Origin of the sequence: Paenibacillus sp. B-A-8 (assembly GCF_048572915.1) — a bacterium.
Lineage (GTDB): Bacteria > Bacillota > Bacilli > Paenibacillales > Paenibacillaceae > Paenibacillus_AQ.
The window spans coordinates 6,835,457-6,858,800 of the sequence record NZ_CP183882.1 but is presented as its reverse complement, the minus strand read 5'-3'; the positions used below and the strand labels follow the sequence as shown (position 1 = coordinate 6,858,800).

19 protein-coding genes, 1 pseudogene and 1 riboswitch are annotated in these 23,344 nt (G+C 43.7%); of the genes and pseudogenes, 12 read left to right on the top strand and 8 right to left on the bottom strand.

The genetic code is table 11. The features are described from left to right. The first annotated feature begins 100 nt into the window (after window positions 1–100). The 5 genes from ACN6MV_RS30920 to ACN6MV_RS30900 all read left to right on the top strand — a co-directional run bounded on the left by ACN6MV_RS30920 (window position 101) and on the right by ACN6MV_RS30900 (window position 6,417). The gene (locus ACN6MV_RS30920) at window positions 101–1,495 is read left to right on the top strand and encodes a cytochrome ubiquinol oxidase subunit I (RefSeq protein ID WP_076120606.1); all 1,395 of its coding nucleotides are present in this window, start codon (window positions 101–103) and stop codon (window positions 1,493–1,495) included. Next, complete coding sequence (gene cydB / locus ACN6MV_RS30915; RefSeq protein WP_076120605.1) at window positions 1,492–2,508, top strand: cytochrome d ubiquinol oxidase subunit II; 1,017 nt, start codon at window positions 1,492–1,494, stop codon at window positions 2,506–2,508. Before ACN6MV_RS30920 ends, cydB begins: the two co-directional genes overlap by 4 nt. Next, a complete protein-coding gene (cydD, locus tag ACN6MV_RS30910) occupies window positions 2,508–4,274 on the top strand; it encodes a thiol reductant ABC exporter subunit CydD (protein ID WP_419885487.1) in 1,767 nt (588 codons plus the stop codon). The genes cydB and cydD overlap by 1 nt, the downstream gene beginning before the upstream one ends. Then, window positions 4,271–6,022, top strand: coding sequence for a thiol reductant ABC exporter subunit CydC (gene cydC / locus ACN6MV_RS30905; protein WP_419885486.1), 1,752 nt, complete (start codon window positions 4,271–4,273; stop codon window positions 6,020–6,022). The genes cydD and cydC overlap by 4 nt, the downstream gene beginning before the upstream one ends. A 227-nt stretch (window positions 6,023–6,249) precedes the next feature. Next, window positions 6,250–6,417: a CxxH/CxxC protein gene (locus tag ACN6MV_RS30900; protein WP_076120603.1), complete on the top strand. Its 168-nt coding sequence runs from the start codon at window positions 6,250–6,252 to the stop codon at window positions 6,415–6,417. A gap of 95 nt (window positions 6,418–6,512) precedes the next feature. On the opposite strand, the gene ACN6MV_RS30895 is transcribed toward ACN6MV_RS30900, so the two are convergent. Continuing rightward, window positions 6,513–7,925, bottom strand: coding sequence for an MFS transporter (locus ACN6MV_RS30895; protein ID WP_076120602.1), 1,413 nt, complete (start codon window positions 7,923–7,925; stop codon window positions 6,513–6,515). Between the two features lie 141 nt (window positions 7,926–8,066). On the opposite strand from ACN6MV_RS30895, the gene ACN6MV_RS30890 reads away from it, so the two are divergent. Together ACN6MV_RS30890 and rlmH are read left to right on the top strand one after the other, a co-directional pair. Next, complete coding sequence (locus ACN6MV_RS30890) at window positions 8,067–8,417, top strand: ArsR/SmtB family transcription factor (protein ID WP_076120601.1); 351 nt, start codon at window positions 8,067–8,069, stop codon at window positions 8,415–8,417. A gap of 132 nt (window positions 8,418–8,549) precedes the next feature. Further along, window positions 8,550–9,029: a 23S rRNA (pseudouridine(1915)-N(3))-methyltransferase RlmH gene (gene rlmH / locus ACN6MV_RS30885; RefSeq protein ID WP_419885485.1), complete on the top strand. Its 480-nt coding sequence runs from the start codon at window positions 8,550–8,552 to the stop codon at window positions 9,027–9,029. Window positions 9,030–9,265: 236 nt separating this feature from the next. Here rlmH and ACN6MV_RS30880 read toward each other — a convergent pair whose 3' ends face one another. Next, on the bottom strand, window positions 9,266–10,723 hold the full coding sequence (locus ACN6MV_RS30880) for an MDR family MFS transporter (RefSeq protein WP_042131668.1): 1,458 nt from the start codon (window positions 10,721–10,723) through the stop codon (window positions 9,266–9,268). Between the two features lie 232 nt (window positions 10,724–10,955). Next, window positions 10,956–11,738 carry a transposase gene (locus ACN6MV_RS30875; protein ID WP_419885484.1) on the bottom strand — a complete coding sequence of 261 codons (783 nt, stop codon included), beginning with the start codon at window positions 11,736–11,738 and terminating at the stop codon, window positions 10,956–10,958. On the opposite strand from ACN6MV_RS30875, the gene ACN6MV_RS30870 reads away from it, so the two are divergent. Next, the gene (locus ACN6MV_RS30870; protein WP_042131666.1) at window positions 11,632–11,862 is read left to right on the top strand and encodes a hypothetical protein; all 231 of its coding nucleotides are present in this window, start codon (window positions 11,632–11,634) and stop codon (window positions 11,860–11,862) included. The genes ACN6MV_RS30875 and ACN6MV_RS30870 overlap by 107 nt on opposite strands. A gap of 404 nt (window positions 11,863–12,266) precedes the next feature. Here ACN6MV_RS30870 and ACN6MV_RS30865 read toward each other — a convergent pair whose 3' ends face one another. Further along, entirely contained in the window at window positions 12,267–12,506 is a 240-nt protein-coding gene (locus ACN6MV_RS30865) for a hypothetical protein (RefSeq protein ID WP_419885483.1), read from the bottom strand. 838 nt (window positions 12,507–13,344) lie between these two features. On the opposite strand from ACN6MV_RS30865, the gene ACN6MV_RS30860 reads away from it, so the two are divergent. Both ACN6MV_RS30860 and ACN6MV_RS30855 read left to right on the top strand, forming a co-directional pair. After that, window positions 13,345–13,527, top strand: a complete 183-nt coding sequence (locus tag ACN6MV_RS30860) for a hypothetical protein (protein ID WP_331281350.1) — start codon at window positions 13,345–13,347, stop codon at window positions 13,525–13,527. A 164-nt stretch (window positions 13,528–13,691) separates the two neighbouring features. Next, window positions 13,692–15,935 (top strand): DUF3656 domain-containing U32 family peptidase, encoded by a 2,244-nt coding sequence (locus ACN6MV_RS30855; RefSeq protein ID WP_419885482.1) that lies wholly within the window; start codon window positions 13,692–13,694, stop codon window positions 15,933–15,935. A 571-nt stretch (window positions 15,936–16,506) separates the two neighbouring features. On the opposite strand, the gene ACN6MV_RS30850 is transcribed toward ACN6MV_RS30855, so the two are convergent. From ACN6MV_RS30850 to adhP, 3 genes and pseudogenes are all read right to left on the bottom strand, one after another. Then, the gene (locus ACN6MV_RS30850) at window positions 16,507–16,977 is read right to left on the bottom strand and encodes a pyridoxamine 5'-phosphate oxidase family protein (RefSeq protein WP_339288647.1); all 471 of its coding nucleotides are present in this window, start codon (window positions 16,975–16,977) and stop codon (window positions 16,507–16,509) included. A gap of 203 nt (window positions 16,978–17,180) precedes the next feature. Continuing rightward, window positions 17,181–18,009 (bottom strand): annotated as a pseudogene (locus ACN6MV_RS30845) (alpha/beta fold hydrolase). A 153-nt stretch (window positions 18,010–18,162) separates the two neighbouring features. After that, window positions 18,163–19,179 carry an alcohol dehydrogenase AdhP gene (adhP, locus tag ACN6MV_RS30840; protein WP_042131662.1) on the bottom strand — a complete coding sequence of 339 codons (1,017 nt, stop codon included), beginning with the start codon at window positions 19,177–19,179 and terminating at the stop codon, window positions 18,163–18,165. Window positions 19,180–19,376: 197 nt separating this feature from the next. Continuing rightward, window positions 19,377–19,457, top strand: a riboswitch (glycine riboswitch). A gap of 132 nt (window positions 19,458–19,589) precedes the next feature. On the opposite strand from adhP, the gene ACN6MV_RS30835 reads away from it, so the two are divergent. Next, window positions 19,590–20,942: an amino acid permease gene (locus ACN6MV_RS30835; protein WP_076120399.1), complete on the top strand. Its 1,353-nt coding sequence runs from the start codon at window positions 19,590–19,592 to the stop codon at window positions 20,940–20,942. A 137-nt stretch (window positions 20,943–21,079) separates the two neighbouring features. Here the strand turns inward: ACN6MV_RS30835 and ACN6MV_RS30830 are convergent, their stop codons facing one another. Continuing rightward, window positions 21,080–22,543, bottom strand: a complete 1,464-nt coding sequence (locus ACN6MV_RS30830; RefSeq protein ID WP_076120398.1) for a DHA2 family efflux MFS transporter permease subunit — start codon at window positions 22,541–22,543, stop codon at window positions 21,080–21,082. A 166-nt stretch (window positions 22,544–22,709) separates the two neighbouring features. Here ACN6MV_RS30830 and ACN6MV_RS30825 point away from each other — a divergent pair, with 166 nt between their 5' ends. Beyond that, the gene (locus tag ACN6MV_RS30825; RefSeq protein WP_042131659.1) at window positions 22,710–23,264 is read left to right on the top strand and encodes a TetR/AcrR family transcriptional regulator; all 555 of its coding nucleotides are present in this window, start codon (window positions 22,710–22,712) and stop codon (window positions 23,262–23,264) included. Window positions 23,265–23,344: the final 80 nt, after the last annotated feature.

The window sequence follows — 23,344 nt, the reverse complement described above, 5'->3', positions numbered from 1 at the left end:
TACCGTTAAATACACCCCTTTGTGTGACATTAATCACAAAAAGACGTTTAAATTTTTGACACAATATAATTAACGAAAAGGGGAGAAGGAAGGGAAAAATATGGATACAGTAATGCTGTCGCGTATACAATTTGCGTCGACGACAATATTCCACTATTTCTTTGTACCGGTATCAATCGGACTAGCGCTCTTGATTGCCATTATGGAGACCATGTACGTTAGAAAAGGCAATGAAGAGTACAAAAGAATGGCGCAGTTCTGGGGAAAGCTGTTCCTCATCAATTTTGCAGTAGGGGTAGTTACAGGGATTTTGCAGGAATTTCAGTTCGGGATGAACTGGTCTGATTATTCACGTTTTGTGGGTGATGTCTTCGGGGCTCCGCTTGCAGTAGAAGCATTGGCAGCCTTTTTTCTGGAGTCTACGTTTATTGGAATCTGGATATTTGGCTGGGACAAAGTGTCCAAGAGAGTGCACTTGGCCTCTATCTGGCTGGTAGCATTCGGTACGATGTTATCTGCTTTCTGGATCCTGGCAGCGAACTCCTTTATGCAGCATCCAGTAGGATTTGCGATTAATAATGGTCGTGCAGAAATGAATGATTTCTTCGCACTTATTACGAACGGACAATTGTTGGTTGAATTCCCGCACACGGTTCTTGCTGCGTATGCAACAGGTGCCTTCCTAGTAACGGGTATTAGTGCGTACAAGATATTGAAGAAACAAGATGTCTCTTTCTTTAAGAAATCTTTTCAAATTGCAGCTATCGTAGGTATTATTTCTTCTATTGGTGTTGCCGTGGCAGGCCATGCGCAAGCACAGTATTTGGTTGAGACTCAACCTATGAAGATGGCGGCTTCCGAAGGACTATGGGGTAAGAGTGGTGACCCAGCACCTTGGACCGTATGGGCAAATATCGATCCTGAGAAGCAAGAAAGTACTGGAGAATTTCAAATTCCGTATATGCTGAGCTTCCTTTCATACAGTAAATTTTCCGGTGAAGTTAAAGGTATGCTTGAACTGCAAGCTGAGTATGAGCAAACCTATGGCCCCGGTGACTATATTCCACCTGTACGTACGACATTCTGGAGTTTCCGGATCATGGTTCTAGCAGGAACGTTAATGATTGTACTGGGTATGTACGCTATGTATTTGATGTGGCGCAAAAAAATGGACCGTCCAAACACCTGGTTTATGCGGTTTATGTTATGGGGATTACTGCTTCCTCCAATCGCGAATACAGCGGGTTGGGTCATGACCGAATTCGGGCGTCAGCCATGGACGGTATTCGGACTGATGACCACGGAAGACAGTGTGTCGCCTAATATTACGAGCGGTCAGGTTCTATTCTCTGTTATTTCTTTTACAACGATTTACGCAATTCTCGGATTAGTACTGATTGGTTTGTTTATCAAAGTAATTAAAAAAGGTCCTTATGCGATGGATAACGATCACGGGGATTCGCATGATCCATATAATGAGGAGGGCGCCCAATGATATCTCTTAATGAATTGTGGTTTGTGCTGATTGCAGTTCTGTTTATAGGGTTCTTCTTTCTGGAGGGTTTTGATTTCGGCGTAGGGATGGAAACACAGATTCTCGCTAAAAATGATACAGAGCGCCGGGTACTGATTAACTCTATCGGACCTTTCTGGGATGCTAATGAGGTATGGCTACTAACGGGTGCGGGCGCAATGTTTGCGGCTTTTCCGGAATGGTATGCAACGTTGTTTAGCGGATTCTATATTCCTTTTGTCTTTGCTTTATTAGCTTTGATTGCGCGTGGTGTCGCTTTTGAGTTCAGAGGTAAACGAGATTCTGTAGCTTGGAAAAGAACTTGGGATGCTTGTATCTTTATTGGCAGCTTCCTCCCACCGTTCCTCCTTGCAGTAGTGTTCGCCAGCTTTATTAAAGGTTTGCCTATTGATGGCGATATGCAAATGTACGCAGGTTTCACAGATATCGTGAATGTATATACTGTAGTAGCAGGTCTTACGGTAGTTCTTCTCTGTTTGGTGCATGGTCTCATGTTCACAACGCTGCGTACAGTGGGAGATCTACAGGCTCGTGCTCGGAAGATGGCACAAAGATTGCTGATCCCACTTGCAGTTTTATTTACTGCTTTTGTGATTATGACTTATAATATGACTGATATCTTCGAGCAGCGCGGAACGGTTCTTATGATTATTGTAGCGCTCGGAATTATCGCTTTTGTGCTATCGGGTTATTTTATGAAGAAGAAGAAGGATGGCTACGCTTTTGGAATGACAGGAGCAGTAATGGCGTTGTCGGTAACTTCAGTCTTTGTAGGACTATTCCCACGTGTTATGATTAGTTCAATCGATCAAGCCTTTAATTTGACAATCACCAATGCGGCTTCGGGACATTACTCTTTAAAGGTAATGACGATTGTGGCACTGACCATCCTTCCATTCGTATTGGGATATCAAATTTGGAGTTACTTTGTCTTTCATAAACGCGTTCACGAGAAGGAGCATCTTGAATACTAATGGATAAAAATTTGCTTGGGTATAAAGGAGTTAAGCCGGTCTTTCTGATCGTTGGCCTCCTTACCCTGGTGCAAAGCATGTCCATACTTCTGCTGGCCAAATGGCTGGCAGAAGTCATCTCTGCGCTATTTGCGGGAGAACCTCTGAAGGAACAATGGGCTACTTCGCTATTGTTCCTTCTTGCATTTCTAGTGCGCCATGCTTGCGCCATGCTGATGAGCCGTATCTCTTACCGCTTTGCGGAAGCAACGGGCAGCAACATGCGGAGGGAAATGATGGATAAGCTCTTCCAGCTTGGACCCAGAATGGTGGGCGGGCGTGGAACCGGGGATCTTGTCACACTTGTGCTGGAAGGTGTAACAAAGTTCCGCACATATTTAGAAGCGATTATCCCTAGAATGGTAGGGATGTCAATTACACCGATTTTGGTGCTTATTTATATCTACAAGATGGATACCGCGAGTGGGATTATTCTTATGATCACCATGCCGATTATTATTGTTTTTATGATCTTGATCGGGATGACGGCTCGTAAGCAGATGGACCGTCAGCTAAAATCTTATCGCACCTTATCTAATCATTTCGTAGACTCCCTCCGTGGGCTAGAAACGCTGAAATTTCTGGGCCGCAGCCGTAGTCATAGCACGAGTATTGCCACCGTCAGCGATCGATATCGCTCGGCGACGATGCGTACACTGCGAGTAGCCTTTTTGTCTTCGTTCGCGCTGGACTTCTTTACGATGTTATCCGTTGCTTCCGTCGCGGTAAGTCTCGGCCTACGTCTGGTCAACGATCAGATGACACTGGTTACGGGCTTAACCATTCTGATCTTGGCACCGGAATATTTCTTGCCTGTCAGATTGGTGGGTTCAGATTTCCATGCTACTCTCGATGGTAAGGAAGCCGCTGAGGCAATGAAAAGCATTATAGATCAGGATGAAGTGAAAGCTGAAGTAGTAGGTTCTAATGGTGACCAAGCATTGAAATCAGCATTTAAAACACCAGAAGAGATATTCACTTGGCATAAAAATAGCGTACTTACATTAAATGATGTCAGTGTGAAATACGAGGAAGCTGGTCTTTCTTCGCTGGAAGCGGTGAACCTGCAATTTAAAGGAGCAAGCAAAATTGGGATTATCGGAGAGAGTGGGGCCGGTAAATCTACACTAGTCGATATCTTGGGTGGTTTCTTACACCCTACTTCAGGAAGTATTACAGTAAACGGTACAAAGGTTAGCGCATTAACGGATGAGGCTTGGAGAAAGCAGACTTCATATATCCCACAGCGTCCTTATATTTTTAGCGGTACATTGGCTGATAATATTCGCTTTTATTACCCAGAGGCTTCTATGGAAGCTGTGGCTGCAGCTGTGAAAGCTACCGGATTATCGGAGCTGGTGGCGACCCTTCCGAATGGCTTGGATGAAATGATCGGCGGCGGAGGTCGTTCGTTCAGTGGTGGGCAGGAGCAGCGGGTTGCGCTGGCTCGAGCTTTACTCAGCAGTCGTCCGATTATGTTATTAGATGAGCCAACGGCACATCTGGATATTGAGACCGAATATGAGCTGAAGGAGACGATGGTGCCTCTTTTTGAAGGTAAGCTGGTCTTTTTGGCAACACATCGCCTGCACTGGATGCTGGATATGGACATTATTGTAGTAATGAAGCAAGGACAAGTGGCAGAAATCGGTACCCATCAGGAGTTGCTTGCCCGCAAGGGTGCGTATTATGAGTTGATTGGGTCGCAATTGGAGGGAATCCATTGAAACGTGAAGGATGGTTTGCTCCGTATGTATCGTCGTATTTTTGGCGTTTTGTGCTTATTATCGTGCTTGGGGCATTGACGATTTTTACAGCCTCATCATTAATGTATACCTCAGGATTTCTGATCTCAAAAGCATCTACACCTGTCGAAAATATACTAATGATCTATGTACCGATTGTCGGTGTGCGGACGTTCGGGACGAGTCGGGCTGTGATTCATTATGTGGAACGCCTAGTTGGGCATGACACGATTTTGCGAATTCTATCTAAGATGCGTGTGCGTTTGTACAATATTTTGGAGCCTCAAGCGTTGTTTCTGTCCTCACGTTTCCGCACTGGGGATATTCTCGGGATGCTTGCGGATGATATTGAATATTTACAAAATGTATATCTGCGCACCGTATTTCCAAGCGTCATTGCTTTGCTGATTTACGGGGCTGCTGTGATTGCACTGGGTACTTTTGATATCGCTTTTGCGCTATTGATGGCTCTGTATATATTGGTGTTAGTAGTGGTGTTGCCGTTCTTATCTCTGCTCTTCACACAGAAGCGCCAACGTGAAGTGAAAGTAGAGCGTAATCGTCTTTATCAAAAGCTGACTGACGCCGTGCTTGGCATGGGTGATTGGGTCATTAGTGGGCGGCAAAGCCAGTTCGTAGACACTTATGAAGCAGATGAGAGAAAAGTAGCCCAAACCGATGCAGCGCTGCGCAGTTGGGCACGCCTTCGTACGTTCATTGGGCAAGCGGTAATTGGGATTGGTGTGCTTTCTATGCTATATTGGGCCGCTGGAGAGTTTGCAGATGGTGCTATTGCGGGTACATTGATTGCGGCGTTCGTACTGGTTGTTTTTCCTGTAGCAGATGCCTTTCTACCAGTGTCTGAAGCGGTGGAGAAAATGCCGCAGTACCGTAACTCCTTAGAGCGATTGTCTGGTGTAAATGGAGCTGAGCAGAACATCGTCTCTGAAAAAGTAACTGTAGTCGATGCTCTACCTCAGGCCATGAAGAGTGCTCACATCAAGCTCGAAAATGTAAGTTACCACTATGGTTCAGAGGCTAACTGGTCGGTTCGCGATCTCAGCCTCGATATTCCACAAGGTAAAAAGATTGCGATTATCGGCCGAAGTGGTGCGGGTAAATCGACGTTATTAAAGGCTATTCAAGGTGTTATTGAGCCTTCTGACGGCTCGGTTACGATTAATGGAATCGCTGCAGATGCCTATGGCGAGCATATTCCTTCTATTATAGCGGTGCTTAATCAGAGTCCACATTTGTTCGATACTACAGTAGCTAACAATATTCGTATGGGTGATCCGAAGGCTTCCGAACAAGCCATTAAAGAAGCTGGCGCCTTAGCCAAAATGGATACGTTGATCTCCTCGTTGCCAGATGGATATGATACCTTTGTCCGTGAAGCCGGACAACGTTTCTCCGGTGGAGAGCGTCAGCGGATAGCATTAGCTCGTATTTTGCTGCAAAATACACCTGTCGTCATACTAGACGAACCGACTGTAGGGTTGGACCCGCGGACGGAACGTGATCTTTTGAAGACAATGTTCGAAGCCATGAAGGGTAAGTCACTAATTTGGGTAACGCATCATTTGGTCGGTGCGGAGCAGATGGATGAAGTGATTTTTATGGAAAATGGCTCGGTAGAAATGCGTGGAACCCATGCTGAGCTGATGAAAAAAGAACCGCGTTACCGCAGATTATATGAGCTGGATCGTCCGGTGGAGTTTCTAGGGTAGGATGGAGAGTTTAAGATAATATTTATAGAAAATAGAGAGAGAAGTGATGAGATTCCTTTTGCCCTTCGGGGTGGGAGGAATCTTTTTTTGGTGAAGGGCAAGAATATAGACAATGGATGAACAGATCGCTGGAATGGATAGATAGGAGTTCCATTTTCGTGGGAAGTATGGTAGAACAATAGAAGGAGTATTAGGCCGTAGCGGCACAGAAAGGGATGCTTGGTTGAATGTATGTAGTATGTAAAGAACATGTGGAATTAGCTATTGATTTGTTTGTGGACGAGTATGAAGATGCACCAGATGTAGTGGATTTGAAGGAAACGGAATTCTCTGACTGGGACCCGCCGGCAAAGTGCACCCAATGTGAGAAGAACGCTGAATATTTGGTGGTCTAAGAGACCTTTAAGACTTATAAAAAAACACCTTGCAGTCCCAAAATGGGCTGCAAGGTGTTTTTGCGTAGAATAATATATTGGAGGGCTCATTAGTCTTATGCATCTGCTGCGTCCGCCATATTGGTCAGGGAGCTACCTCGGCTGTTACGGCGGTAGACAATGGCTGAGATGATGGCAATTAGCGCCGCAATAGAGAGTCCCCAGTAAATGTTGGAGTAGGCGGCCCGGAGCGGCAGCCCACGCTGCCATTCCAGTGCGCTTGCAGCCATAGCTACGCTGAAGGCACCGCTAAAGAATTGCAGTAGCTGGAACAGTCCCATCCCGGAGCCGATTTGTGAGGAAGGCAGAATCCGTGAGATTTCATTGGATACACTACTAGACAATGTAGTGAAGGCAAGACTCATAATCATATAGATGAGCATGACGGCAATCCAGGATCGCCCCGCAAAAACAGCGAACAGGACGGTAGCAGTCAGCACAAGCAGTGGAGCGAAGCGCAATATCCCCGCATTGCCATAACGGTCGATGATTCGTCCGACAGAACGGGAAACGAAGATTGCGAGCAGCGATCCTGGAAAGATCACAAGCCCGGCATGACTTGCACTGAAGCCAAAGCGATGAGTCAAAATCTGTGGCAGCAGGAACAAGGTGGCGAAGCTGCACAGATAGGAGGCGATTCCGACCACCGCCAGCACGAGATATGAGCGGTTACGGAAAAGCGCGGGCATTACAAATGGGTCGGGCGTGCTGCGGATGCGGCCAACAAATAAAGCGATGGCAAGAAGTCCAGCGACCAAGGCCACCCACAGCCCACTAGTCAGGAACAGCAGCAGACCGGTGGTGCCGACGCCCAAGAGCAGCCCACCAAGCACATCGAAGGAGCCTCGGGTGGGCACCTCTTTAGGCAGCAGGATAAGGAACAACGGCACGAGAAGCAAAATAGCTGCCGTTACAGCGAACAACCAGATCCAGCCGAGATATTCGACGATGGCTCCGCCCGCGACCGGACCAAGGCCTAGGCCGAGTGAAACGGCTGACATAATCGTCGCCATCGCTTTGCCGCGACGGGCTTGCGGGACATAACGTGTAAACAGAACAAGAGATAAGGACATTACAGCGCCCGCGCCCGACGCCTGTAGAATGCGCACGATAAGCAGAAAGATAAAGTTGGTGCTGAAGAAGCCGGCTACAGCCGCAAAGCCCAGCGTCAACAGACCTATCACCAGCAGGCGGCGGATCGGCAAGAAATCAGAGAGCCGGCTGTACGTGATTGAGGCAATCGAAAACATAATGGAATACCCGGTAACAATCCAAGAAGCGGATGCAGCTGTAATGCCGAAGGCTTCAGTTACATCAGGCAGTGCCAGATTGAACATGGCTGTATTCATGATGACGAGAACCACAGCGATGCTGAACAGAAGAGTCAGCAGGCCTTCCCGTGGAAGAGTCGCTTCCGGAGCGGAGGCTTCATGATCCGCATTCGCGGAAAGGTTATTTACAGAAGTCATGTGCGAAGCACTCCTTTTATTATTGTTTAATAGTTCGATTACTTACGAACAATTGAAATATAGCATGCGTTGATATAAAATGCAATTAGGAGCACCAATATTTTTTTCGCATTAAAAGTAGGACAAAGGGGATAATCATCCATGAAAATACTATTTCATCCGGACCGCAAGGACATTCAGCTTGCTTCCGTATTGTATGCGCTCAGCGATCCGATTCGCCTCCATATCGTATCGGATATTCATAGAAATGGAGAACAGGCTTGCAACGGCTTCAACGTTCCGATCGCCAAATCCACCATGTCTCACCATGCCCGTACGCTGCGCGAGTCAGGTGTTGTATTTACGCGGGTGCAAGGAACCCAGCGCATACTGTCGCTACGGACGGAGGATCTGAGCGCACGATTCCCAGGTTTGCTGGATTCTATATTGTGTGCTTATGAAGCTGGGGAAAAGCCGGATTTTGCAATGGAGGAGCGGGAGGAGAGTAAGTAGGGGATGGATTGTCTGAAAAATAGGACATTTAAGGAATGCGAAAGATTAGGAAGCTACTTGCTAAAACTACAAGGGACGGCCTATTGCGCGTCCTTTTGCTATTTCTATAGAGGATTTTGACAGGAGGCACTTATGTTTATTCAAATTATTGGCGTAGGAAAATTGAAGGAAAAGTACTTGATCAATGGCATTGCAGAGTATGCTAAACGGCTGACACCGTACCTGAAATTTCAGGTGATTGAGGTGGCAGATGAAAAAGCACCCGACTCTCTAAGCGAAGCAGAGGTCGGTATTGTTAAGGCGCGCGAGGGCGAACGCATCCTCGCGCACATAAAGAGCGAGGCGCATGTCATTGCGCTCGCGATTGACGGCAAGCTATGGAGCTCGGAAGAGCTTGCCGCAGAAATTGACCGGCTCGGCACCTACGGGACGAGCCATGTCGTGTTCGTCATCGGAGGGAGCCACGGGCTCTCCGATGAGGTCATGCGCCGCGCGCAGCAGCGCATGAGCTTTGGGCGCATGACGCTGCCCCATCAGCTCATGCGCCTGGTGCTGGTGGAGCAGATTTATCGCGCGGTGAAGATAAATCGGGGGGAACCGTATCATAAATAGGGGCAAGTTTTTTGAAGAAAAGCTTGTAGGATCCTGTATTTACAGCATGAAGATTATAGGTTCTACCTAGTCTTTCAGTTTTTACACAAGGTCTGAAATTACTACTGCACAGAGAGAAAAATATCCAATTGCATATAAGCTCATCACCTCATAAAATTATTCCTTCGTCTTAGAATGCTTAATACGTTCGGTAGCAAGGTCTCCATAAATGACGGCGAAATAAGTATTACGAGACCCTAAGGCAATAAGTTTTTGGTTTCTTTCTTTTGAGAAAAATCGGCATAAAGACGATCATTTATAAACCAACCCAGTACCAAAACAAGTATTGCGAGAATAAATTCAATCCTAAAAACCGTTTGCAGACCAGCAACGATACTTTGTGTCTTATCTTGAAACGCAGCGGGATTGAGCGAATGGTGAAGAGAACGATTAGCTCTGGACGACATGATGCCGACGAACAAAGCGATGCCAATTCCCCCAGCAATCTGCTGGAGCGTATTGTAGATGGCTGTGCCGTGGGGGACCAGGTGACGCGGAAGTTGATTCATTCCTGCCGTCTGAGCTGGCATGACGACAAACGATATGCCTAAGAATAAGAGGACATGATTGAACAGAACGGAGCCTCGGGTTGTATCGCTGTCGATACCAGCAAACAGCCACAGCGATAGGGCGATCATGAGCAGTCCGGGCATTATGACGAATCTCGGCCCGAATTTATCGAATAATTTTCCCGTCACAGGCATCATCATTGCGTTTAAAATGCAGCCTGGCATCAGAAGTAAACCTGTCGCGAATGCTGTCAACTGCATCACATCCTGCATATAGATCGGCAGCAATGTTGTGGTGGCGAATAAAACCATCATCAGCACTACTATTAATACTGCTACCAAAGAAAAGGCAGGATACCGGAATACGGAAAGATCAATCAAAGGATCTTTAATCTTGAGCTGCCGCCAAATAAGCAAGATCAAGAAGAGGACGCCTGTGGCAATCAAACTGTAACTCCCAGGACTAACCCAGACACCCGCCTGGCTGAAACCGTAGGTGACACAACCAAACCCGACGGTTGACAAAAAAATGGATAAAAGATCGACCTTTGGCTTGGTTATTTCTGTAACATTCTTTAAGTAAATGAATGCATAAATAATCGAAAACAATACGAGAGGAATCACCATGTAGAACAGCCATCGCCAGTTTAAGCTGTCGATAACCAACCCCGACAAAGCCGGTCCGATGACAGGGGCGGCCATGATGACAAGCCCCATGAGACCCATGGCAGCCCCCCTGCGTTCCGGAGGATAGAGGGCAAGAATCGTATTCATCATCAACGGAATCAATAATCCTGTCCCGCAAGCTTGAACAACCCTGCCTATCAGCAAGACTTCGAATCCAGGGGATACTGCACACAAGCAGGTACCTGCTAAAAATAACGCCATCGCAGACATAAACATCCAGCGAGTCGTGAACCATTGCTGTAGCAATGCGGTCACCGGCACCAGTATGCCGATCATCAGCATATAACCAGTCGATAACCATTGTATAGTTGAAGCAGCAACGTTGAACTCACGCATTAATCCAGGAAATGTATTGGTAAGTAAATTTTCGTTAAGAAACGCAATAAATGCACCGATGAGCAGGGCGGCTAACATCGCCCCACTCTTCATTCCGCTTGCCTCTTGAACCCGTTTGTTCATCTTCCACCTCCAGAGAATATTCATTGCGTTCCATTAAGAGCTTGTTCAAAAGGGCTAAATGATTTTGAAAGAATGACTCTAAACCGCAGACGGAGACTCCAAATTTGGAAATGTAAGGGGAATATCTTTTGTGGCTACTTCCAACGCACAGTCTCCCACTAGGATAGCCTATTTTGGACAGACCTCTCCCTTGGTCGTGAGGACTGTATTTTCAATGTGTAGTAATGCCTCTTTACCCAGCCAAAGGCAGTGAGATTTGCTCGACTTGGATCTCTTGTAGCTTCTTCATAGCGGCTACATGCTGTACGGGAAGAACGGTCTGACGAACGTGAGCTATCATCCGCTCCACCAATCGGAAGGCATCCCGCAAGATGAACCACTTCTCCACACGCTCGGTTGTTCGAACCGTCACCTTCTTGTGCTTCATGACCGAAGTCAGTGGGTTGAATTCTTGGGCGAACGCTAGCTCCACTTGCTTGCGAAAGCCCATCATGTGTTCTTGCAGGGCGCTACCTTGTGGGACGGGACCGTGGAAAAACGGATTGTCCAGAAAGGAATCGCCCCATTGCTTCTGGCATTTTCCTTGCAACGGGCAGGCGGCACATTTCTCCTCCGCTGCGGGGAACCAGGCGGTATAATCCTCTTTATCGAATCCGTCGAACATCAGGACATGTCCTTGTTCACCTTCCGGCGTTCCTTTGGGTGAACAGTGTTCGGGAATCTTTGTATTGGTTTTGAACCCAGTGACGGCTGCCACATCGTGGGTCAGGAGGGATTCCTTCTGATCGTCGGAGTCGAAGTAACCCAAGTCGGCTACCAGATACTCCACCTGCAACCCTTCGATTTTTTTCATCATGTCGATGAGCGGCAGCATCACCTTCACATCGGCCGTTTCGTTAGGAAGAACGATGGAGAATAGAACAACGGGTCCTTTAGGGCTTGGACAGACGATAGAATGTTTAACGGTAACCGATAAAGAATTTGTTTTGGTTGACTTTATTGCGCTGCACGCCAATGGTGGCATCGGGATCAGAATACGTTTTCTCGCAAGAGCAGGTGCTCTGGTCCGGGTAAGAACAGCGTTTGTGCTTGCATCCGTTGACGTTGGCCCATATCGGCCTGGAATCGATGCCCGTTAACATGGGCGATAGAAAGTCCTTTAGCTTCAAGGCTTGGGCGATGATGTCGAAAAGAATGGCATAGAACAACTCGGCACTAACTTTTGAGCGAAAGTGGCTCAGGGAGCTGTGAACCGGCACTTTTGTCGGGCTGGGAACACCAATAAAATTGCGCCAATAAGTTGTCTCTCCAGCTCTCGAAACGAAGAAATTTCTGGACGAGTAAAGTACAGATAATGCATCCGAAAGCAGACTCTGGGATCAATGGGCGGACGACCGCCATCTTTGTAAAGGGGAGCAAGCTTCTCTAGAACAATAGAGTCGTCTACATGATCCATGTAATCGATGAGTTCCGCATTTATGGGCTTTTTGAACAGGCTCATTAAGTATCTTGACACTGAATCTTCAACTGTCTATCGTGCAGATTATCCTACACCATCACTTTCTAACAAGGAGTAAAAATTATCGCGGTCTTCATCATCAAATTTGCCAAGCGCCTGTACCCTGACAAATTTATGTCCGCCAAACATGTCGATTTCCTCGCCGCAACTATTGTAGAGCGCGATTATATTGCCATCCCGATTTCGTTCCATATACCCGTAACAAGATGCCTCGGGCGCTTCGCCGTAAAAGAGTGAAAATCTGATTTTGTCCACGCTGTTCATACAAATCTCCTTTCCTTATTCCTCATTGATCTAAAGAATATTTTACGTGACACCGGATGAATTGAAAAAAGCGATATCACTCTGCATACTCGGAAATTCATTCCTATTAAGAAAACATAAGGGGGATCCCTCGCTATGTCGCTCATTCGCACATTATTTCTTGACGAGATGCGATTAGGGAGGTATTATAATGTGCCGGTTAATTCAACAGGGTAAATCGCCGATAGCCCTGTTAAACCAGTCTAAAAACAACTGGGGTTTTGACACCTGCCAAGTTCGTTTCGCTAAGGCGTTTATCTGCTTATGGGCTTTTGGCCTGGACACATATTACGGTTTCCCCATCCTCCAGCACAACTCCTCCAAAACCTCAGCCGCCCGTCTCATCACTCTCTTTATATCCTCGTCCCTTATCATCTCTAACTCCTTCCCCTCCCCGTGAACGATATAATTCCACAAACACCACTATCTCAAGCCCAGGATTATAATCTGTATGTATCAGAAGTAATAGATCAATTAATGACATCTCTGTGCCAAACTCCGTCTTATGCTCATAGATGTATAACGCACGAATCATAGAAATGAGGGCAGAATGACAAAGGAAGAACGCAGTCTTATACTGCTGGTGATTTCTCATGATATGAGCTAAATTTTAGGAAACTTATCTACACTTTTGACATGGAGAGGTGAATACCGTGATGGATAAGAAAATACTGAAGCTTGTAAGAACCCGGATTCGTGCTCTTCGGAAAGAGCAGGGCTTGTCGCAGGAAGGGGAGAAAGGCGGATTTCATTTTTCATACATAGGGAGATTGAACGTGGGGAGAAGAACGTTTCTTTATTGAATTTACATAAGATTGAAGAATTGCTTGAAGTGAATATCATTCAGTTGTTTGCGTACCAGGGTGAAGAGTTCATGGTTACCGCAGCAGAGCGTGATATTCAGGATATTGTAGGCATGCTCCGTGAGGCCAATGATGAGAAGGTACGTGTGGCTAAAAATGTACTGAAGGAATTATTATAAAAAATAATTATGAAGCAAGCCTCTCAGGCAAATAAGATCGTTAGAAACAAAAGCACAAGCCATTGGTTTGTGCTATTTGCCGTAGCTTAAGTGTAGGTCTTATTTTATGATCAATGGTGCTGAGTTTAACTAGTGTGTAACTTATGGGTCATAAGGAGGAAAAAATGACTGAATTACTAGCTCCAGCAGGAAATATGGAAGCTTTAAAAGCTGCAATATCTAATGGTTGTGATGCAGTATACTTAGGAATGCAAAAATTTGGTGCACGTGCATACTCATCTAATTTTGATTTAGAATCGTTAAAAGAGGCTGTTGCGTATGCGCACCTGAGGAATGTTAAAATCTATGTTGCAATGAATACCATCGTTTTTGAAAACGAAGTTGAAGAGATGAAAGAGCAGATACACGAATTAAATGAAATCGGTGTTGATGGCATTATCGTTCAGGACCTGACTGCTTTCGATTATATCGTTAAAAACTTTCTTGATATGGAAGCACATTGTTCAACTCAAATGGGAATAGACGATTTAGACGGAACTTTATTATTTAAAGAACTTGGTGCTAAAAGAGTTGTTCTGTCCCGTGAGGTTGAGATTGAAAAAGTAAAAGAGATCAAAAAAATAGCTGAAATACCTTTAGAAATTTTCGTTCACGGTGCTTTATGTGTATCTTATTCGGGAAACTGTCTAATGTCAGGATTAATCGGCTATCGATGCGCAAATCGCGGAAGATGTGTTGGTTCGTGCCGTAAGGAGTATGAACTAATGGACAAGACATCAGATACATCTTTAGGGAAAAACCATATTCTATCTACTAAGGACTTAAACACAATCGATTATATCAATGATTTAAAAGAAATCGATTCTTTAAAAATAGAAGGTCGAATGAAAGTGCCTACGTATGTTGCTAATGTTGTATCCAAATATCGCATGGCCTTAGATAATAAAATAACCGAAGAAGATAAAGAAAATTTGAAAAAAACATTCAATCGAACATTTACTAAAGGATATTTATTTCGCGAAGATAAGAGGAATATTACAAACATCTTAAGACCTAATAACTTTGGTTATGAAATTGGAACAATTAGCAAGATTGTTAAAGACATGTATGAAATAACACTTACACGTTCTTTAAATCAAAACGATACCATCCGAATAAGTCACAACAATGAAGATGTTAATTTAACTGTTGTAAAACTGTACGATAAAGATGGCGAATTAATCAACAAAGCAGATGATGTCTGCTATATCAAAATCAAAGAAAAGGTGTCTAAGGGAGATTTAGTATATAAAACGAAGGATTATTTCTATAGCAAAGAATTAGAATCATCACTGGAAAAAGAATTTAAGCGGTTTAACCTCGATATTAGAGTATATGCATGTCCAGATTCAAAGCTTTTCATAGATGCGGAGGGCTTAGGCTTTAATTATTCATATGAAAGCGAGGAAATACTAGGCGAAGCCATTAATAATCCAACAACAAAAGACCAGGTAATAAAGCAATTTTCAAGATTAAATGATACTATATTCGAACTTAATCATGTGGATTTTGAGGAATGCAATGCATTTATACCAGCTAAACTGTTAAATGCAGCAAGAAGAGATATTGTACTGGGCTTATATGACTTAAAGCTTAACAGCCAAAAGAAAAGAACCAAGGCTTTGAAAGCAAAAGAAAAAATAAGCTTTGCCTCTGAAAAACCATACCTTACGGCCTCTGTAACGACTAGGGAGCAGTACGATGCTTGCGTGAGCTGTGGAATTAAGGAAATCTATTTTAAAAACGTTGTTAGAAGAAATCAGAATGATTATAAGGAAAAAGAAGGGCAGCTGCTGATCGGAGGATATGGTGGAATTTATCACTACAGAGAAACTAATCCGTTTGTTACGGACTATTCTCTAAATGTTGTTAATGCTACTAGTTGCTATGAATTATATAAATTAGGTGCAAAACGAGTCACTTTATCTTATGAATTGAATAAGAGCCAAATTGAAGATTTAATGAATGCCTATTATGAAGAAAATGACGGCTATCCTGCACTGGAAATGATTGTATATGGTAAGGTTCCTTTGATGTTTACAAAATATTGTCCGATGAGAAAAATGAATCAATGCAGAGTGTGCAAAACGAAGAGCTATGAGTTAAAAGATGAGTACGGAATATTCCCTATCCTTTCCCATGAGGATTGTACAACGACTCTCCTTAATGGGAAGACGCTTAATCTTTTAGATGAGCTACAAAACATCAAAGGAATCGAGGCGCTCAGATTAAACTTCACAGTTGAATCAAAAGAGCAGGTTATGAAAGTCATTAATATGGCGTCAGGTAAATTAAATGGCTCAATGAATAATGCAATCTTTAATCAGGAAACAGAAACAAGAGGACATTTTAATAAAGAGATTTTGTAGGTAGTCAAAGGGATGGTTCTGGCGATATCATGGCGGGAGCGAATCCAACAGCGTCAGCGGTCAGATTATGTTGTACATAAATGCCGGGACGGCAGACTCTGCGATTGGGTATTCCACGTATAAAGTTTTGCATGTTGGTTAATCGTGGAAATTATTTTTGTATTGCTGTCCAGTATATCACTGTCTTCCTTGCTAATCGTTCAGCTTAACATAAAAGAATAAGAAAGAGCCGCCCAGTACTGGGCGGCTCTAAAACTTGCCGCTTCAACCATCGCAGTGGAACGTGTCAGAAGTAAGGAAAAGTCTTTTTGAGAGACCGACCCTTTTCAGCAGAAATCCCTCTATCGTTGAATCTACATTGGTTTCTACATTGGTTAGTTGTAGAAATCTTAGGATCGAAGTAGACGATAGACTAGGTCCAAAATATCGAACTTCCAAGTTAAGAAGCTTAGGTACATTATCGATAGATCATTTCTAAATCTCCATTCTCCAGTACAAGTCTTTCAAAACTTCATTCGCCCTTCTCATAACTCTTTTTATATCCTCAAAATATTGAAACCACATAGACCACTTAACTTGCCGTCTTATTGACAAAATCAATCTCATTTCTGATCCCTTTATGGGCGTCATTCCACAGGCCCTTTGTCAGGCGAATGCGCAGCAGGCATGTGTTAGGGTCTTCGTCGTTATTGGCTTCGTTATACCAATCGGCGAATATTGTGCGCAGCTTTGTCATCATCTCAGCGTTTTTCTCGTCACATACCCAGCCCAGGTTTTCACCGATACCATCGGCCGTAAAGTTTTCGACGATGATACAAACGGCGACTTCGGGGTTTTGGGCGATCTGCTGCATCTTGCCTGAGGTTGCGTAGGTGACGGTGTAGAACGCGCCGTCCTCATAATAGGCGTCCACAATGCGGGCGGCGGGACGGCTTTTGCCATCGGTCCCTGGTTCCAGCGCAATAGTGGACAGAGAGATCAGGCCATCCTTGTTACCCACTTGTTCTTCCAGGAGCTTCATGGCTTCGTCGTACTTGCTCATTATATTACCTCCTAAAGTATCATAAGGTATACAATGTTAAGCTTATCATTGTCAAATCTTAGTGCATGTGAGGAATAATACGATAAATATTAAATCGTTATCATAATCCTCTGTTCGACTTAGGTATGGTTTAACTGAAAAGAGCAAGAAATAAAAAAACACTAAGAATCAACTTAGTGTTTTTCGTTATACAAAGGAAAGCCTCAATTGTCCTCAAGGATCCAGTTGCTTAGCTCATTGTCAAAGGTTCGAGGTTCTTCAAACATCGGGTTGTGACCACTATGCTCAAAGATCACTTTTTTGACGTGCTTATAGGTTTCATTAACAGAATTCCAAAGTGAAACAGGCGCTACCAAATAATCATACCTGCCTAAACCGATAAATACTGGTTTGTTGAAGTTAGCGAGTGATTGTATAAGATTCAATTCTCCGAATGCTTCTCCCCACAGATAATCGATAATTGGCATATTCGTATATACATCTTCCCACATGTAAGCTGCGTCAAATGTATAGTCATAAAAGCTTTGGGCTCCCATCCGAATACACATGTGAGCGAATCGCCGTTCAGGATCTTTCTGAATGTCACTTTCTAACAAAGAAATATCCTTCTCGAACTGTCTTTTTCTCTCCGGACTTGCTGTCTCATTAAAAAATGCAAAACTATGATGCTGTCTTTCCTCGCTATTTGTAGGTGCTGAATTCAATAAGGCAACTTTTTGGACATGGTAAGGATATTTTTTAGCATATTCCAAAGCCATGAAAGCATGTCCTGAATGCCCTAATAAGATGAAATTTGTTAAGTTAAGATCTTGCCTTGCCGTCTCTATATCACCTAGTACTTTCTCCAATCTATAATCTTCCGGTTGTAGAGTTCGGGGCGGCTTCACAAATCCTAAATGTATCATATAAATCTTCTGAGAATAGTTGAGGATAATAAACACTGCTGCCTATCACCAAAATAGGTTTCCCAGTTCCTTTTACATAATAATTCAGTTCAAATCCATCGCTATTTAAAGTTTGGTACTTATTCATTTTCATAATCATCCTTTTTTCATTTTTATTTTACGCATCACTCCTTCCCTTCACGGATTCCATTACATTCTCCATAGAACGCTCTAACATTCCGATCACCTCAAATTTTGTGGCTTGCAATAAATATTATGGTAGCATACTTTTTATTATTGATCATTTCGTCATATCAAGGACGATTCGACCATTGATTTTGCCTTCTAACATCAGATCGTAGATCTCATTAATATCTTCTAATTTACGTGTCTCAATAATGGTTTTGATTTTTCCTTCTGCAGCGAATTGCAATGTTTCTTGCAAATCTTTGCGAGTGCCGACAATCGAACCGACTACCTTTGTACCGTTTAATACCGTATCAAAGATCGGAACATCCATGGATTCAGGGGGCAGCCCAACCATGACGCAGGTACCGCCGCGACGAATGGCCCGGTAGGCTTGGTCGAATGCTTTTTTTGCAACCGCCGTACAAACGACACCATGCACTCCGCCGATTTCTTTTTGAATCCAGACTGCCGCATCTTCTTTTAATGCGTTTACGGTTTTGTCTGCGCCAAGCTGTTTGGCAAGCTCCATCTTTTCATCTGAAGTGTCGATGGCCACTACATTCATTCCCATTACTTTTGCATATTGTACACCTAGATGACCCAATCCTCCGACGCCGAAAATGGCTACCCATTCACCTGGCTTTACACCTGATACTTTCAAAGCTTTATAGGTCGTAACGCCAGCGCAAAATAAAGGTGCCGCTTCGATGAAACTTAGATTATCAGGAACCTTCACTACATAATCGGCAGCTGCTACACAATATTCTGCATATCCGCCATTTACGGAATATCCGGAATTTTGCTGATCCAGACAAAGGGTCTCTCTTCCTGTGAGACAATATTCGCAATGACCGCAAGCAGAATACAGCCACGGAATTCCTACTCGGTCCCCTACCTTTAAGTGTGTAACTCCTTCACCTATTTCTTCAATAATCCCAACGCCTTCATGTCCGGGAATAAGAGGGAGTTTCGGTTTGACAGGCCAATCGCCATGAGCAGCATGCAAATCAGTATGACACACTCCGCACGCCTGAATGTGGACAAGAATTTCTTTGTGTCCGGGTTTTGGTTTAGGTACGTCTTGTAGTTCTAACTTTTCTTTAAATTGTTTTACTACAGCGGCTTTCATTAGCATACTCCTTTAGCTTTTTGTTTTTCAAAAAGTAGTATGTTCATGAGGCTTACTTTAAATTCTTGAGACTTTTATCACAGATTAACACTCACATCAGAAGTAATATGTTAGAATATCAGAACAGCTTTACTGCGTTACCGCTTTATCAACTTCATAATTCACGAGCTATGATGGCTAAGGATTACACTTTAGCTGGAGCAGCTTCTGGAGAGACTGCGGAATTTCCGCGGCGCCGAAGGGTTCACAATCTCAGGCAAAAGGACAGAAGAGTACGAATATATATTTGTCATGCTGATCGACATCAGTAGGCAAATATTATTTGATATTCTTACGATCTGGGAGATTGGATGACATCCAATCTCTCTTTTTTTATTCCAATTTATTGTACTCACAAGGGGGAACTAGGTATGGCACAACCAGAATTAAAGAGAGAGCTGGCTAATCGGCATGTTCAACTTATTGCTATTGGCGGCACCATCGGTACAGGATTATTCTTGGGATCAGGCAAGGCGATAGAGAAGGCAGGCCCATCCATTATGATCACGTATTTAATCGTGGGTATTGCTGTGTTTTTTGTGATGAGAGCACTGGGAGAGCTCCTATTATCTAAAGCGGGCTATCAATCGTTTACGGATATTGCTGAAGACTACCTTGGATCACGGGTCGCATTCATTACCGGTTGGACCTATTGGTTTTGCTGGATCATGACGGCTATGGCTGATGTCATCGCTGTTGGCGTATATGTACAATATTGGTTTGATATCCCGCAGTGGGTTCCTGCCATCGCCTGTCTAGTCGTGTTATTAGGACTTAATCTATTAACTGTAAAGAGCTTTGGGGAACTCGAATTTTGGTTTGCTTTAATTAAGGTAATTACGATTCTCGCCTTGATTGGTCTTGGGGTCATTTTACTGATCATAGGGTTTAAGACGGATGCAGGATCGGTTACGATACGGAATCTATGGGAGCATGGGGGCTTTTTTCCGAACGGCATATCAGGCTTCTTATTCTCTTTTCAAATGGTTGTATTTGCTTATGTCGGTGTGGAGTTGGTGGGTGTGTCAGCAGCGGAAACAGCGGATCCGGAGAAAAATATCCCGTCTGCAATTAATAAAATTCCTTTACGGATTCTATTTTTCTATGTCGGCGCGCTTTTCGTCCTGCTATGCATTAACCCTTGGACGGAGCTTAGTCCGGCAGAAAGTCCTTTTGTAAAAACCTTTACTTTAGTAGGGATTCCAATTGCCGCAGGAATTATTAATTTTGTTGTACTAACCTCAGCGGCTTCCGCTTGTAATAGTGGGATGTTTTCAACAAGCCGAATTCTCTATAATTTGAGTAGAAATAACCAGGCGTCACCTCATTTGGGCAAACTGAATAAAAACCATGTACCAGGTAACTCGTTATTCATTTCTACAATTGTTATATCTGTAGGGGCTCTTTTAAGTAAACTTATTCCGGAGCAGGCTTTTGGAATCGTGACAACGATTAGCGCCATTTGTTTTATATGGGTGTGGGGCATTGTGCTCATCTGCCATATTAAGTACAAAAAAACCCGGCCAGACTTACAGGCGAAATCCAAATTCAAAGCACCGTTCACACCGGCTATTAATTATATTGTCTTAACCTTGTTCGCTGGAATACTGATCATTATGCTGTTCGCTGGAGAGACACGCCCGGCTTTATTGTGTACTCCGATCTGGTTTGTTTTATTATTTATCCTGTATTCGATTAGAGGTAAGAAGGGGAAAAGTAATTAAGCTAGTGTGAGGCAGACATTAAGTAGCGGCTACTAGGGATGCGGGGCTGAAACCAAAGCTAGTGAGCTGAAAATAGCTATGAGGATAATTCAAAAGGACAGCGGGCAGCTGTCCTTTTGACGTTCCACTTTATGAGTCTATTCTTCGCTAGCTAGGTTTGCTTTCTTTTCAATCGTGATCTTGCTCTTCATAGGCATAAATAATGTTATAACAAATGCGGCAATGGATAATATCATCATGAAGTAATAGGCGTCACTCGCCCCTAGAATGGATGCTAGGGATTTAAGGATTTCAGGAGTAGTAGAGGGATTGCTCTGCATCACTGTGGCCGCATGACTTGTTGCCTGCACGGTATAAATTGTAATTACGACAGCAGTACCAATGGCGCCAGCAATTTGACGAACGGTATTGTTCACTGCTGTACCATGCGTACCTAGTTGTTTGGGCAACGCATTTAGTCCGGCTGTATTGAGTGGCATAGTGATGAAGCTTAATCCAATTCGAAGACCAATGGTACGAATCATTAGATACATATAGGTTGTCGATTGAGACAAATCGGTTACCGCCCACATAGATGGAATAATAAAGAGTAAACCAATAATGAATAGCGGCTTGGCACCAAAACGGTCGTATAATTTTCCGGTGACGGGCGACATGAACGCATTTACAAGTGCCCCCGGCAGCAAGAGCAATCCTGCATCAAACGCTGTGAAACCACGGCCATTCTGCAGATAAATAGGCAATAAAATCATATCTGCGTACATCATCATCGTGATCAATACGTTAATAAGAGACGTCATCGTAAAGACTTTATTTTTGAAGACAGACAGGTTTAGCAGTGGATCATCAGACTTGATTTGTCTTATACAGAATACAGCCGTTACAGCGATCCCAATCCCTAAGGTCAGAATCACTATTGCATCGTCCCAGCCTTTACTGCCTGCACTACTGAAGCCGTATAAGATCAGGCCGAATCCGACGGTTGATAAAAGAACACTTACCACATCAAGCTTCGACTTAGAGGTCTCAGATACATTCACTAAATACTTGAATGCCAACGCTATAACAAGGATAACAAGTGGGATGAGGCCGATAAATAACCAGCGCCAAGAATGGTATTCGACAACAAATCCCGCAAGAGTCGGCCCTATAGCAGGAGCAAATATCATTGCCAGTCCGAGCAGTCCCATAGCACTGCCACGTTTCTCAACGGGGAAGATGGCGAGCACAACACTCATCATGAGCGGCATTATTATGCCAGCACCCGCAGCTTGGATCATTCGTCCGATTAAGAGTAGACTAAAGCTCGGCGCCGCTGCACAAATAATCGAACCGATTAATAAAAATGACATGGCACTTATAAATAATTGACGTGTTGTAAAACGTTTCATTAAATAGGCTGTAATCGGAATCAATATCCCGTTGATTAGCATAAAGCCCGTGGAAATCCATTGTACGGTTGTTGCCGTAACATCAAAGACATCCATCAGACTACTTAAGGCGACATTTAAAAGTGTCTGATTGAGTGTGGATAAGAAACAACCAAAAATTAAAATGGTTAGTAAGATCCCTTTATTAATTTTCTTAATGTCTTCTTGCATGGTGTAGTCCTCTCTTCATTGCTTTTTCGACATAGTGTCAATAAAATGAATCATATCAGGATTTAAATAGTATTCCTATTTGCAATTTTATTGAAAATGTCGACTAATCGACAGATTGGGTAAATTAGTCTATGAAGTGCCACATAAACGATAATAGAGGGATGAAATGTCTGAACATAAAAGAATTGACCCACGAGCCATTCGCTCAAAAAAGATGCTGAAGAATGCTGTTTTTTCATTGTTGGCCGACAATGTGGAGATTTCTCAATTAACTGTCCAAAAAATCGCCAACCGTGCTGAACTGAATCGTGCTACGTTTTATTTGCATTATGAGGATATTAACGATTTATTGCGCCAGATTGTACATGAAATCTTTGATGACCTGTCCATGAAGGTTGAACCGCTATTACAAATGAAGAGCAACAACGAACAGGAGCAGCTGGTCACATTTTTAAATTATTTTTATGAATACCGGAAAGTTTTTGCTGTATTGATGGAGCACAAAGGCTTCAAAAACCACTTGACCAACCTGTTAAAGAATACTGTCGAAAAACGTAGAAACGCCAGAAACATAGACCCCAATAAAGAAGTAGTCTCTGTTGATATAATTGCAGCATCACTACTTGGGATTATTATGTGGTGGATTAAGGATGGCAGCCAATATAGTGCGGAATACATAGCGGGGCAGATTACCTTGATGTATAAAAGAAGGTATTTATAAGCGCTAGACTACGCTGCAGGAGGATTTGGGGAACCGATAGCTATTCTAAGTCAGAATGAAGTGAGTGAAACAATAAAAAG

Bases quoted from the DNA above. Each gene is read 5' to 3' on its own strand.
- ACN6MV_RS30900 (WP_076120603.1), top strand. From the start codon at position 6,250: ATGTATGTAGTATGTAAAGAACATGTGGAATTAGCTATTGATTTGTTT.
- ACN6MV_RS30850 (WP_339288647.1), bottom strand. From the start codon at position 16,977: ATGAGCAAGTACGACGAAGCCATGAAGCTCCTGGAAGAACAAGTGGGT.
- ACN6MV_RS30920 (WP_076120606.1), top strand. From the start codon at position 101: ATGGATACAGTAATGCTGTCGCGTATACAATTTGCGTCGACGACAATA.
- ACN6MV_RS30870 (WP_042131666.1), top strand. From the start codon at position 11,632: ATGGAGAATAGAACAACGGGTCCTTTAGGGCTTGGACAGACGATAGAA.
- ACN6MV_RS30835 (WP_076120399.1), top strand. From the start codon at position 19,590: ATGGCACAACCAGAATTAAAGAGAGAGCTGGCTAATCGGCATGTTCAA.
- ACN6MV_RS30880 (WP_042131668.1), bottom strand. From the start codon at position 10,723: ATGAACAAACGGGTTCAAGAGGCAAGCGGAATGAAGAGTGGGGCGATG.
- cydD (WP_419885487.1), top strand. From the start codon at position 2,508: ATGGATAAAAATTTGCTTGGGTATAAAGGAGTTAAGCCGGTCTTTCTG.
- ACN6MV_RS30825 (WP_042131659.1), top strand. From the start codon at position 22,710: ATGTCTGAACATAAAAGAATTGACCCACGAGCCATTCGCTCAAAAAAG.
- adhP (WP_042131662.1), bottom strand. From the start codon at position 19,179: ATGAAAGCCGCTGTAGTAAAACAATTTAAAGAAAAGTTAGAACTACAA.
- ACN6MV_RS30830 (WP_076120398.1), bottom strand. From the start codon at position 22,543: ATGCAAGAAGACATTAAGAAAATTAATAAAGGGATCTTACTAACCATT.
- ACN6MV_RS30855 (WP_419885482.1), top strand. From the start codon at position 13,692: ATGACTGAATTACTAGCTCCAGCAGGAAATATGGAAGCTTTAAAAGCT.
- ACN6MV_RS30890 (WP_076120601.1), top strand. From the start codon at position 8,067: ATGAAAATACTATTTCATCCGGACCGCAAGGACATTCAGCTTGCTTCC.
- ACN6MV_RS30895 (WP_076120602.1), bottom strand. From the start codon at position 7,925: ATGACTTCTGTAAATAACCTTTCCGCGAATGCGGATCATGAAGCCTCC.
- ACN6MV_RS30865 (WP_419885483.1), bottom strand. From the start codon at position 12,506: ATGAACAGCGTGGACAAAATCAGATTTTCACTCTTTTACGGCGAAGCG.
- cydB (WP_076120605.1), top strand. From the start codon at position 1,492: ATGATATCTCTTAATGAATTGTGGTTTGTGCTGATTGCAGTTCTGTTT.
- rlmH (WP_419885485.1), top strand. From the start codon at position 8,550: ATGTTTATTCAAATTATTGGCGTAGGAAAATTGAAGGAAAAGTACTTG.